Genomic DNA, 12,806 nt, shown 5'->3' with positions numbered 1-12,806 from the left:
GGTATCGATATACTCTTATTAAAGCCCACCGTCTAAGCAAAAACCATTAACGACCTCATAAAATAATCGCAACCTGAACAAACGCTGCGTTTATTTCCACTCAGATTTATCGCCTTGCCACACCCATTTCCTCTGTTGTACTTAAAGCGGTAGTTGCGCAATGATTGCCCTAGACCCGCCATCAGTCTCCGCGCTATACTTCGCGCTCGCGGCTGCACATCACTTTCAATCAAATGACGAAGAGAACACCATGATTGTTGAAAATGTGCTTCCTGAATACTTCGCAGAAATGCTAAATGTTTGGGAAAACTCGGTCCGAGCCACTCACGATTTTATAACAGAAGAAGATATTGCGTTTTTTAAACCCATTATCATTGAGCAAGCGTTTCCCGCTGTCGACTTAAGATGTATAAAGCACGCTAATGGTGCCATTCTTGGATTCATCGGGACTCATGATACGAAAGTTGAAATGTTATTCGTTTCAAATGAGGCGAGAGGGCAAGGTGTCGGAAAAATACTGCTCACTTACGCCATTGAGCAGTTAGGTGTTCGCAACGTTGATGTTAACGAGCAAAACCCACTAGCAGTCGGGTTTTATGAACACATGGGCTTTCGCGTTGCCTCCCGCTCTCCTGTCGATGACATGGGTAAACCCTTTCCTATTCTGCATATGACATTGTAAACCTCGGTTGATTGTCAATCCGCCAGAGAGAAGAAAACCTCAACGCTAAGAACGTTGAGGTTTTCCGTTTCAGCCTACTCAGTCATTTGCATAAACGGGGTCACTTGACCACACACGCGAATAACTTTGATTCCAAGCTATCATCAAGTGTATCTGCGATAAACTCAACTCGGCTCTCTGGGCATGCACCTAACTCAGTTTTGGTCACACCCTCTTTTGTGGCATTGTAACCAACATAACCGTCATCCGTTACAAACACGCCTTTAATGCGCTCTGCGCAGACTTCAGCCAAGAGTGCATCTATCTTAACGCGATCAAAAATGATCTCAGGTTTAAAGCGCCAGCCTACACTTCGATATCCTTCACCTTGATTCATCGCTTTGATAAACCCACTTGCGGGAATCGGCAGGTCTGACGCGAGTAGCTTGTGGCTATGGCTATGGCTATGGCTATGGCTATGGCTAGAATGATGATGGTCGTGGTGATGACAATGCGAAATGCCTGCGGTGGCACCAACCAAATAAGCGGCATCTATGTTGCCATGTTGAGCAAAAACAACCTGTTGTTCTATTCCTTCAACGCCCGCTTTATTACCATGATTGGCGACATAATCCCTCAACGCCTGCCGATCGTTCTCTTCATAAAGGTCGACTTTGTTACCGATGACGCGATCAGCAATCGCAATTTGCTGGTTAAACGTCTCATGATTGGTATAGCGTGGATCAGATAACTTGCGCGCATCGACTAAAGTGAGGGTTTGATTCAGACTTAACACGTCACGATAGTGCTCTGTCGATAACACTTCCAACACTTCTTTTGGATGACCAAGCCCTGTTGGTTCAATCAACAAGCGGTCCGGTTTTGCTTCGTGTAGAAGCTGATTGAGCGCAATTTGCATTGGCAAGCCAGCCGCGCAGCACATGCACCCACCGGGAACTTCACGAATATATACCCCTTCAGCTTGATGGCGATGGCCTTCAAAAAGGCTACCATCGACCCCAATCTCACCAAACTCGTTCACCAACACCGCCCAGCGCTCATTCTCGGGCTTGTTTTTCATTAAATGTAAAATGGCCGACGTCTTCCCTACCCCCAAAAAACCCGTAATGATATTTGTTGGTACGCCCACTATCTTTCCTTTACTTATCATCTGATTAGCGCCTTCTTTCCTTATCAAATTCCAGGCGCATTGACACTATGTCCGCTGATACTGATGTATCATCAGCATATACCTGCTGGCCATTGACCCAAGTACGTTTGATTTTCGACGAAAAGGTGTGACCCGAGTAAGGAGTCCACTGACAGTGATAGAGACTATTTTCATGGGTAACTTCGGTCGAAGCGCTTGGATCAACTAACACTAGATCAGCGAAATAGCCTTCGCGGATAAAACCGCGCTCTTTGATTGCATAACGAATAGCAGGGTTGTGCGCAGTCTTCTCTACGGCCTTTTCAAGAGTCAGACGCCCCGCTTTAACGTGATCCAGTACCGTCAACAAGGCGTGTTGCACTAAAGGTAAACCTGCTGGCGCAACATCATAGTCCACCTGCTTCTCTTCCCATGTATGCGGTGCATGGTCAGTGGCAATAATATCGATTTTGTTGCTGTTTAACGCCGAAAGTAAGGCATCACGGTCGCTCGGGTACTTAATCGCTGGGTTACATTTGATCAAGTTACCCAATTGCGCATAGTCTTGATGACTGAACCATAAATGATGGACACACGCTTCCGCGGTAATCTGTTTATTTTCGATTGGCCCTGCATCGAAGAGTGACAACTCTTTTTCTGTTGTGATATGAAGAACATGCAAATTACTGCCATGCTTTTTCGCAAGTTCTACCGCATAAGAAGACGAGGCGTAACATGCCTCTGCATCACGTAGCCGCGGATGATCCTCAATCGTCAACACGGATTTCTGCTCCAACAACGTGCGACGGTTCTCTGCAATGAGTGGGCTACTTTCGCAATGCGTGACGATCAGTACAGGAGAGTCTCGAAAAATCGCGTCCAACGCTTCTGGGTGCTCAACGAGCAAATCCCCGGTTGAAGCGCCCATAAAAACCTTCACACCGCAATGATATTGGGGATCAAGCCGCTTAATTTCTTCGAGATTGTCCTCGGTTGCACCAAGGTAAAACGAGTAGTTAGCGACTGAATGTTCCGACGCTATCGCAAATTTGGCTTCCAACGCCTCTATCGTTGTTGTCGCTGGGTTGACGTTAGGCATTTCCATATAACTGGTGATCCCCCCGGCAACCGCGGCGCGCGATTCTGTCGCAATGGAGCCTTTATGGGTGAGCCCCGGCTCCCGAAAATGCACTTGATCATCAATCATTCCCGGTAGCAAGTAATGACCTGCGGCATCGATCACCGTCTCTCCCTTATTCGCGGTGAGTTCAGCCGCGATCTTCTCGATCCGTTGTCCGACAATGCGAACATCCGCTTCTATTACTTTCCCTTCATTTACAAGCTTCGCTCGCTTAATCAATGTTGCAGACATGTGCTCCCGTAACCTCGCTGTTTCCATATAATTCGACCAGACGCCAATTGTTATAATATAACATAACGGTTACTGGCGATAAATGGTGCACTTAGAGGCATATATACTCAAGCCACCTCAAGATGCTTGTTCAGCGAGAATTTCTAGGTTTGCCATCGAGGCACTGCTTTGAAGGTCTAGTCAACTACATCAAAAAGCAGTAACAAAGGTGGCGAGCCTAGAAAACTCGCCTTTCGGGAAGCGACTAGCGCCCCGATTTCTGCGTTAAAGGTGTTCGAAAGGGGAAAGCCATTCCTTCGCACCTTTGCCTTGAACTCAACGCGCTAGTCTGCTTCTGAATCCTGCATCTTGAGGTTGCTTGAGTATAAACAATCACTCGAAAACTATTTCACTCCAACGCCGATTAACAAGCCTAATCGAAACTGAACGTTAATCGAAAATAATTAAACAAAATTAAATTATTGAGTAATTGTAAATTAACTTAGAAATTTAATTTCTCCATTAAGGTGTAATTCAGCACAAAAAGAAGATAGTAGATATGTATTAAAAATAAAGGATTAACAATATGAAAAACGTAAATAAAGCGTTGGGCATAATCTCAATCACAACTCTATTAATGTCGCCATCGGTTTTTGCAAATGACTGGTTTATCGGTGCAGGTGTTGGCTATCAAAGCGACACGATAAAAGGTCACAACTATAAAAAAGACAGTGAAGACATGAGTTATCAACTCCGTGGTGGTGTTATTATTGATAACCAACACCGATTTACGGGTAACTGGAGTTATACTGACAACAAGTTTGATGGCACCAAACTTGAACAGCATCTTTTCTACGGCTCTTACGATTACTTATATTCTGTCGGACAGCATTCCTATCTGTTCGGTGGCGTGAGTATGGGTGTATCTGATAACAAAGTCTTTGGAAAGGCGTCGACAGATTTCTTATGGGGTGCACAAGTGGGTGCGGGTATTCGTATCAATGATAATATTTCAACAGAAATTGGCTACCAGTACTTTGACCAAGACTACAGTAGAGGCGGGTACAAAATTGATGATACCCATCAAATCATGGCGAGCATTAATTATCATTTCTAATCTTAACTGCATAAATATTTCTCACTGATGCAATGGAGTTGCTATTTTATTCTCACCGCCGCTATCTCCCTACGTCAACAACGCGGCTGCCGACAAGTGAGACTCTGGCTTCAGGATGAAGCCAGAGGTTTTTTTCATTATTCTCAAAATAAAAAACAACACATCCTTGCTAGTCCAGACCGCTAAGAAATGGTCATCTGTTGTCACATTTACAAAATCACTGATATCTGTTGACTAAATTAATGGTCTCGACCTCGCTGAAAGTCTATTTCGAGTTCTGTCCTTCTTACCCTATACTCAACTCACCTCAAGAGCCGTTTTCATATAGTCGAAATGCTCATTCCCTATGTTTATTTAATTAACCAAACTTAAAGTCGATTGATCAAACTAGGCGGTACTTCTTCCCACAATGTGTTGTTCAGTACCTTGTCATAACCATATTCATAAAGTTGCCACATATAAGACTGGGTATAGATATTGTCTTCTTCTGTATCAAAATCCAGGCCGATATGTGCAAGGTTAAAATCGAAATCATGATGAACTGCAAAATGATAAATATGCTCCACATCTCCAACACCTTGGTTTCGGATAATGGTAGCCATAGACCGTTCTGTAATCGTCGTAAGCCTATCTTCTATCACCCGATATCGAGGAAGTAGATAACCATTTCGAACAATATAAACTTGACTGTCTACTGCATATGACGAATGTTCGGATCGATACCATTGTGGTGCAAATACCACTTGACGTGCTAACCCGCCGTCCACATGCAACTCATCATACACCCTTTCACCATCACTGACAGATATCTTCTTTGCCGGAAAAGCACCTGGAATTGAGCTACTCGCAATAATTAAATCTTGAATCAAGGCTTGAGCTTCTGGCGTACCAACTTGAGCTATCTTGCCCACATCCCAAATCGCGAGTGTTTCATTGTCCAAATTCGTTGTGCCAATCAACAACAAGCGTCCGCTATCGCGTTCAACCGCCAATTTCGTCATTAAGTCTTTCGTAATGGCATCACGAACTTGACTTTCAAACCCACCTGTATTGAGCAAAGCACGATGAGAAAAAAGACGAAAAACACCATTTGCTTTGAACATCTCTTCGAGTGGTGTGCTTGTGTAGTAATTCTTTAATTGTTCATCGTATTCACTGCCAAGATAGGCAAAGACCGACACAATTGCGCCGGTTGAAATCCCAGTGACGACATCAAATTCAGGGCGATCACCGCGCTCCGTCCAACCATTGAGAATCCCCGCAGAGAATGCCCCATTGACTCCTCCACCCGAAAGAGCAAGATGTGTCATTTTATTGATCCCTTTCGTTAGACCACGATCGATCAGGCTTGCCTCTATCGCTTTAACACGTTGTCGATCAGCATCCCTTAAATTTCCATTGTCCCAATAACGCAGCCCCTCCACCGCTAGCGGCGCATAAGCCTCGCTATTCTCATGCGGGTTACGAGGAGACGTTACAGTGCATCCTGATAGTAGAACGCTCATTAACACACTATAAACACAGGGCCAACAGCGCAGATTTCGACCTGATAGCACAGGAAAAACAGACGATACCTTCAACATAAGTTCACCCCTTTAACCTAGTAACCAAGGAATGACCATGGCATTCGCCAAATCGATAAAGAAAGCGCAAACCAAAGGCACAATCACAAAGGCGAGATGAGAATGTCCATATCGCTGTGTTACCGCTGACATGTTTGCCATTGCCGTGGGTGTTGAGCCTAGCGATATACCACCAAAGCCCGCACATACGACGGCTGCATCATAGTTTTTACCCATTAAAGGAAACACAACATAAATGTTCACCAAAATGGCGACAATGAATTGTGTAAATAAAATTGTTAGTAATGGCCACGCGAGCTCAACCAATGTCCACAGCTGCATACTCATCAACGACATCGCCAAAAAAGCACCGAGTGAAATATCTGCAATGAGCGCTACAGCGGGCTTACGAGCTGGCCAAGCGGTTCCTGTCAAAGTGGGCAGGTTTTTAGGAACCAAATTTGTCATCACAATACCTGCGAACAGGCAGGTTACAAACAGCGGTAATTGAAAATCAATGGCTAACAAGGCTTCATTGAAGACGTAACCCAAAACAATCACAATGTGGATAGCCAACATAGCGTCAAGAAATTGAAACGCATCGATCGATGATTGTGTATTGCGCTCTACATCAATGGCGACTTCTTGATTTGTAGGTAAAGTCAGTTGATGCTTTTTAATCAAGAAACTCGCAATTGGCCCTCCCATTAAACTCGCCAGAATTAATCCAAATGTTGCACAAGCCACACCAATTTCCATCGCATTCGAGATGCCAAAATCTGACTCTATGCGTGGCGCCCATGCAATCGCTGTTCCGTGCCCGCCAATAAGGGAAACACTCCCTCCTAGTAGACCAACAGGTTTTGGCAACGTAAATAACTGAGCAATGCTAATACCAATGATGTTTTGCAATACCATGTAACCTATGGTGAGCCCCAGTAATATAGTGAGTGGCATCCCCCCTTTCAGTAGGTCTTTCAAACTGGCATTAATACCGATAGTCGTAAAGAAATAGACTAATAGGACATCCCTAACCGCGAGATCAAAGGTGATTTCATAGCCTGTGAGTAAATATGAAAACGCAACCGCGATTGAAACTAACAAGCCGCCGCTCACCGGCTCAGGAATGCTGTACTGGCGCAAAAACCGAGACCCCAAGGTCATTCTCCGTCCAGCAAATAAAACAATGATGCCGAGATTGAAAGTAGAAAAAGCATCAAGTTGAATAATGGTATCTGATATTGTCACAGTGATTCCTTACACCCCTCAACGATCGCTGAGGGGCTAAACTTATTGACTACTAACTTGCCAGTCACCGCCAAGAGATTTGTACAACCCCACCGCTAATTGCGCGAGTTGCAATTCGGCGTTGAGGGTCTGATCATCTAATGACAGTTGCTGTCGCTGAGCATCAATCAAGGTCAACTGATCAATCAACCCCGCTTCGTATAACGCATTGGCACGGCGCAATGCTTCATTACCAAATTGTTGAGCATCCAGCACCTGGTCATACCGTACTGTCGTGTTGCCATAGGCATTCAGTAAGGTTCTCACCTCCGAGAATGCGATATTCACTGCCTGCTCGTAACTCAATACAGCGGCGTTCACATTGGCTTCCGATACCGCTTTTAATGCCTCACTTCGCCCGCCATCAAAGATGTTCCAGCTTACCGTTGCAGAGCCTAGCCATGCCATAGAGCTTGATTTAAACAAGTCAGAAAAATCAGAGGCTGCCAACCCAGGGGTTCCACTTAAATAGAAACGGGGGTAACCGGCGGCAATGGCTGCCCCCAATTCATGATTGGCTGCCAGCATTTCTAGTTCAGCGACTCGGATATCAGGGCGTCGTTGTAATAGTTCAGAAGGCAGGCCGACAGGTATACCACCTTTAAAGGCAGGAACTGCCTTTACTTCAGCGAGCGACATTAAAAACTCGTCACTGTTATCACTGGTTAGTATTGCAAGTCGCTGCTGATGAATCACTTCCGCACTTTCCAACAGCGGCAAGATAGCTTGTGTACTCGCTAACATCGCCTTAGCTCTAACGAGATCCAGTTCAGCGGCTATGCCGTGGTCAACGAGGCTCTCGATCAAGCGTATCGCTCTCTGTTGGTCTTCAATCGACTCGGCAACGATCACTTGACGCTGCTGCGCACCGCGCATCTGCAGATAATTGTCGATGACATCCCCTGTCATCGCTATAAGCAGACCTTCTTTTAATAAAGCCGCTTGCTCTGCGCGCACCTCAGCGGCAGCGCTGAGGGCATCCATACGACCGAATAGATCCGCTTCCCAAGCAATACCTAACCCAAACAACGTGTTAGTGTGCTGTTCGTCGAGCAGTTGAATACTCCCACCATTAGGCAGAGGTAAAGGTGTCACCGCTATTCCGCCGAGCGACTCATTTTCACTCAACCCCATCCCCGTATAACTCACCCCAACAGATACCGTTGGCACCTTTAGCGATGATACCGCGGCCTGATAAGCCCGTGCGGCTTTGACTCTCTCTGCGGCAACCTGCAAGGTGATATTTTGTGACTGAGCCTGCTCTATAAGTTGGTCAAGCAACGGATCATCGAACTGTTTCCACCAGTTGTCGCCATCCTCTTCCACTACGGGATAATGCTGATTATCCGACAAGTAGTAGCTACCTAAAGCGATGTCGGGGACGACCAACTCAGGGGTGACACTACACGCACTCACCAGCACTGTAAGGCCGATGATCCAAACCTTATAATAACGACTTTGCATGATTAACTTCCTTCTCAGATTCTGTCTTTTCTTTAAAGAAAACCGCGTAAAGAGCAGGCATCACAAACAAAGCCAGCCCTGTCGCCGCGATTAAACCACCAATAATGGTGGCTGCCATCTGATCAAACAGTGCATCACTCATTAACGGAATCATACCGAGGGCTGTGGTAAGCGCACCCATCGATATCGCTAACGTACGGTTCGTCGTCGCTTCGACAATCGCCGCTTTTATTGGCATTCCCTTCTTCCGCTCAATATTGATTTGATCCATAAGCACAATGCCATTTTTAATAATCATGCCACTCAGACAAATCGCCCCGGTTAATGCCATAAATCCAAATGGCTTATCAAAGGCGATCAACGAGAACGTCGATCCTATTGCCGCCAAAGGCACGGTAATTAGGATAATGATTGGCTGTCGCAATCCATTGAATAACGCAACTAAAATAACAACCATCACGATGCCAGCTTTGGGAAGCTGTTCAAACGTGTCCGCAAGCGAGCGTGCTTCATCGTAATACTCTCCACCCCACTCCATTGAATACCCGGCAGGCAGCGGAATGGCTTCAATATCTGCGCGTATATCCTTGTGTACTTCAGAGGGCGTCGTACCGAACACATCTGCCTGAGCAGTCATTACTGGTAGGCGATTGCGACGCCAAATAATGTTTTGCTCCTGCTCAACAGAAATGCTTCTTACAACCTGTCCTAATGGGACGCTATATTTTCCCGTTACAGAGTTCATTGGCACACTGGCTAAACTGTCTAATGACACATCGTTTATCCGAACCTTAATGGGCACTTGGCGATCATGAATGTGCATATTTGCGATGGGTAATCCTTCATCAATAGCCCTCAAGACAGCGGCTATATCTGTTCGACTGATACCCGCTCGTCGCGCGGCTTCTAGATTGATTTCAGGACGCAAGACTTTACTCGTCTGTCGCCAATCATCTCGGATATATTTTGTGTTAGGGTGCGACGCCATAATGGATTTTGCATCTTCGGTTAACGTGCGCAATACCTCTGGATCTGGGCCGATAAAGCGCGCTTCCAAACTAAATTTGTCAGCGGTTGCCATCTTCAATGGTCGAAACCGTGGCTCCGCTTGCGGGTAGTGATTCTTTAACCACTCATCCCCTCGTGCAATTAATGGCGCGATACCTTCAAAGTCATGTGTAGTAATCAAAATCTGCCCATAGGCAGGATCAACAGGCTCTGGTTCTACCGTTACCGAGAAACGCGGCGCGCTCCCACCGACATAAGCTGAAATGTGAGAAACTTCAGGCTGAGCCAACAACCACTGTTCTATGCCTTTCATATCTTCTGACGTGGCAGCAATATCCGCGCCGTTTGGCAGCCAATAATCAAGAAAGACTATCGGGCGCGTTGAGCCTGGCATGAAGTTAACTTTGACATACGGAATTGATAACATCGTGGCAATTAAAAGCGGAACGAGCATTACGAGTACCGTCTTTGGACGTAAAACTGTCCAATTAATTGCTTTTTGAAAATAACGCCAAAAGAGGTTTGATTCTTGCTCCTTTGCAGTCTCTTTCGGGTGAATCCACCATAAACACATTATGGGTGTCACCACCATAGCCACCACCCAAGAAAACAGCAGCGATGCGCACATGACTTGAAACACCGACAATGCAAATTCTGCAGATTCAGTTTTCGACAATAAAACGGGTAATGCTCCACAAATGGCAATAATCGTTGCCCCTAATAAGGGAACGGCCATCTCTTTCACTGCGACCGCAGCGGCTTTATGTCGCTCAATGCCCTGACGGCATTTAACCGAAAACAGATCGACGATCACAATCGCGTTATCTACTAACATACCTAAAGCAAGGATAAAGGTACCCAAGGAAACACGCTGTAGATCCACATCATCAAAGTACATGTAAATCAAAGTAAGCAAGATCGTCAGAAGTAGACTTATCCCGACAATCATTGAGCTTCGCCACCCCATGAAAATGCACAAGACAACGACAACAATGCCAAGACTTTGAAGCAAATTGCTTATGAAGTTATTAATGGCTTGATCGACTTCATCGGGTTGAAACGCAATGGTCTCAATGTCAATTCCTACTGGAAGTTGCTGTTCATAGTTTGCCAACATGCTGTTGATGGTATCGCCTAAAGAAACAACGTTTATTCCATCTGCTGGGCTAACGGCTAGAACAATGGCATCTTTTCCATTAAATCGTGACATTAGTTGGGCGGGTTCTTGATACGCTAAATCAACATCTGCAATATCCCCCAAACGCACCATCCCCGACTCCAACAAACCCACCCCTGACTTTAACATCAAGTTTTCTACATCGGAGACGGAGTGGAGTTCACTCGGGTGATCAACGCGCATACGATACCCGTCAGCGACCATACTGCCTGCATCAAGGCGGGCATCTTGTGCTTGTAGTTGCGTGATAACTTGTAGCGGTGATAAACCTAAATCAACAAGACGGTCATTGGGAATATCAATATTGATAACTGGGCTTTGAACGCCGAGCAGCTCTACCTTTTTTATGCCGTTGATCGTATTCAGCTTACGCTGTAAGGTGTGCGCATAATCACGTAGCTGCCAATTATCAAAACCTTCTCCGGATATCGCAAACAGCATGCCATAGACTTCAGAGAACTCATCCATCACAACGCCAACTTGTGCGTTTAGAGGTAATTGAAGCTTATTGTCATTCACCTTTCGGCGTAGCAAATCCCACTGTTGAGGCAACTCACTTTCAGTCAAATCAGAGGCAAGATCGACAAAAATCATCGACACGCCTGGTCTCGATAAAGAACGTAACCGAAACAAACTCTCCATTGACTGCAGTTCAGCCTCAATCTTATCGGTGACGTGCAGTTCTACTTCTTGTGCTGTTGCCCCTGGATACAGGGTCACCACGAGCGCAGTTTTTACCGTAAATGAAGGGTCTTCAAGCTTGCCCAGCTTGATATAAGAGAGCACACCACCAATCACACATAGCACACAAAAAAACGCAATAAACGTGCGCTGGCGTAGAATGAAGTTCATCATAACGCACCCTCTCGGTTGAGTGTGATGACGTCACCAATGGTGTCACCCGGTTCCAAATATGCCGCCCCCGCAACAACGACATTTTGGCCAAATTCCAACTCGCCTGAAACACAAAGCGCGTTTTCTGTCGCCGAAGCATTCTCAACAAAAACCGGAGACAGGGTGTTACCATTCACCACCAATACAGCGCTACGACCGTCGTACTCCGTTAATGCTGCGTATGGGAGACAATGTTGATGATGGGTTACTGGCATGGGGAGGGTCACATTCACATTTTGCCCAGGCAGCAATGCCAGATCACCTTCGCTGAGGTGCAACACAACACTGAATGTTCCTTTAAACAGGTCCGGACTTGTTGCTACCTCAGCTACCATTGCTGTTCTGTGAGAGGCTGTACCACTTTGTGTGACTCGGGCGGTCATATCCAACGCAAATTGCTGAATCATGTTTTCTGGCACATCAATGGCCACTTGCAAGCGATCAGCTTGGTGTAACTCTATGACTGGCACGCCAGGCAGTGCCTGCTCGTAACGCTCAGCAGATCGAGACGCAACAACACCATCAAAAGGGGCTAACAGTTCCGTGTAGCGCAACGCATCTTGGCTTTTCTTTAAGTTCTGCTCCACCACCTTCACGGCGGCTTGCGCGCGCTCTAAACCACTCCGGGCACGATCGAGATTAACTTTCGCAACTGCAGATGCTTGGTTGGCTTGCGTGACTCTAGCCAGTTCGCTTGCGGCCAGATCTCGCGTCGATTTAGCCTCAGCCAATCGCGCTTCTAACTCAACGATAGTCACTTCATAATCGTGAGGATCGAGTCGTGCCAGTAACTCACCTTTCTTAACTCGCTCCCCCATCGCAACAGGCATTTCCAATAGCGTACCTGGAACACGAAAAGATAACTGAGAAGACAATTGAGACTCAACGACTCCCGCAAAGCGCTGGTCAATTGTCTTTGTACTTTCGCCAAGTTTAATCACCTGCACTGGGCGAGGTAGTTTAGCTATGTGCTGCTTTTCGCCCTTACACCCAGAGATTGCTAGACATAAACAAACAGATATCGAAGAGCAAAGAATTAATCTTTTCATATAAGCCTCCAAGTTTAATTGAGGCAGTATAAATAAGTATAAAAAGAATAATTAGATAGAAATTTTATAGTTCTGCGTCACGGAAA

The 12,806-nt window shown here is 45.9% G+C and carries 9 protein-coding genes; 2 read left to right on the top strand and 7 right to left on the bottom strand.

Translation table 11 applies throughout. The annotated features are described in order from the left end of the window. The first annotated feature begins 250 nt into the window (after positions 1-250). The gene (locus TSUB_RS17720) at positions 251-682 is read left to right on the top strand and encodes a GNAT family N-acetyltransferase (RefSeq protein WP_087022747.1); all 432 of its coding nucleotides are present in this window, start codon (positions 251-253) and stop codon (positions 680-682) included. 100 nt (positions 683-782) lie between these two features. Here TSUB_RS17720 and TSUB_RS17715 read toward each other — a convergent pair whose 3' ends face one another. After that, complete coding sequence (locus TSUB_RS17715; protein ID WP_087022739.1) at positions 783-1,832, bottom strand: CobW family GTP-binding protein; 1,050 nt, start codon at positions 1,830-1,832, stop codon at positions 783-785. Between the two features lie 4 nt (positions 1,833-1,836). After that, positions 1,837-3,183 carry a dihydroorotase gene (locus TSUB_RS17710; protein WP_087022741.1) on the bottom strand — a complete coding sequence of 449 codons (1,347 nt, stop codon included), beginning with the start codon at positions 3,181-3,183 and terminating at the stop codon, positions 1,837-1,839. Between the two features lie 565 nt (positions 3,184-3,748). On the opposite strand from TSUB_RS17710, the gene TSUB_RS17705 reads away from it, so the two are divergent. Continuing rightward, positions 3,749-4,279, top strand: coding sequence for an outer membrane beta-barrel protein (locus TSUB_RS17705; RefSeq protein WP_221274629.1), 531 nt, complete (start codon positions 3,749-3,751; stop codon positions 4,277-4,279). Between the two features lie 368 nt (positions 4,280-4,647). On the opposite strand, the gene TSUB_RS17700 is transcribed toward TSUB_RS17705, so the two are convergent. From TSUB_RS17700 to TSUB_RS17680, 5 genes are all read right to left on the bottom strand, one after another. Continuing rightward, positions 4,648-5,784 (bottom strand): patatin-like phospholipase family protein, encoded by a 1,137-nt coding sequence (locus TSUB_RS17700; protein WP_087019860.1) that lies wholly within the window; start codon positions 5,782-5,784, stop codon positions 4,648-4,650. A gap of 90 nt (positions 5,785-5,874) precedes the next feature. Then, positions 5,875-7,089, bottom strand: a complete 1,215-nt coding sequence (gene gltS / locus TSUB_RS17695; protein ID WP_087019863.1) for a sodium/glutamate symporter — start codon at positions 7,087-7,089, stop codon at positions 5,875-5,877. 42 nt (positions 7,090-7,131) lie between these two features. Then, positions 7,132-8,592, bottom strand: coding sequence for an efflux transporter outer membrane subunit (locus TSUB_RS17690; protein WP_087019866.1), 1,461 nt, complete (start codon positions 8,590-8,592; stop codon positions 7,132-7,134). Next, complete coding sequence (locus tag TSUB_RS17685; RefSeq protein WP_087019869.1) at positions 8,573-11,632, bottom strand: efflux RND transporter permease subunit; 3,060 nt, start codon at positions 11,630-11,632, stop codon at positions 8,573-8,575. The genes TSUB_RS17690 and TSUB_RS17685 overlap by 20 nt, the downstream gene beginning before the upstream one ends. After that, the gene (locus TSUB_RS17680; protein ID WP_087019872.1) at positions 11,629-12,720 is read right to left on the bottom strand and encodes an efflux RND transporter periplasmic adaptor subunit; all 1,092 of its coding nucleotides are present in this window, start codon (positions 12,718-12,720) and stop codon (positions 11,629-11,631) included. The genes TSUB_RS17685 and TSUB_RS17680 overlap by 4 nt, the downstream gene beginning before the upstream one ends. Between the last annotated feature and the right edge of the window lie 86 nt (positions 12,721-12,806).

Origin of the sequence: Thaumasiovibrio subtropicus, assembly GCF_019703835.1 — a bacterium.
GTDB lineage: Bacteria > Pseudomonadota > Gammaproteobacteria > Enterobacterales > Vibrionaceae > Thaumasiovibrio > Thaumasiovibrio subtropicus.
Note: the sequence above shows the minus strand (reverse complement) of the source record. Positions and strands in the feature narration are given on the sequence as shown.

Excerpts from the sequence above, each read along its gene's own strand:
- TSUB_RS17715 (WP_087022739.1), bottom strand. The coding sequence starts at position 1,832 with ATGATAAGTAAAGGAAAGATAGTGGGCGTACCAACAAATATCATTACG.
- TSUB_RS17690 (WP_087019866.1), bottom strand. The coding sequence starts at position 8,592 with ATGCAAAGTCGTTATTATAAGGTTTGGATCATCGGCCTTACAGTGCTG.
- TSUB_RS17700 (WP_087019860.1), bottom strand. The coding sequence starts at position 5,784 with ATGAGCGTTCTACTATCAGGATGCACTGTAACGTCTCCTCGTAACCCG.
- TSUB_RS17685 (WP_087019869.1), bottom strand. The coding sequence starts at position 11,632 with ATGATGAACTTCATTCTACGCCAGCGCACGTTTATTGCGTTTTTTTGT.
- TSUB_RS17705 (WP_221274629.1), top strand. The coding sequence starts at position 3,749 with ATGAAAAACGTAAATAAAGCGTTGGGCATAATCTCAATCACAACTCTA.
- TSUB_RS17720 (WP_087022747.1), top strand. The coding sequence starts at position 251 with ATGATTGTTGAAAATGTGCTTCCTGAATACTTCGCAGAAATGCTAAAT.
- TSUB_RS17710 (WP_087022741.1), bottom strand. The coding sequence starts at position 3,183 with ATGTCTGCAACATTGATTAAGCGAGCGAAGCTTGTAAATGAAGGGAAA.
- TSUB_RS17680 (WP_087019872.1), bottom strand. The coding sequence starts at position 12,720 with ATGAAAAGATTAATTCTTTGCTCTTCGATATCTGTTTGTTTATGTCTA.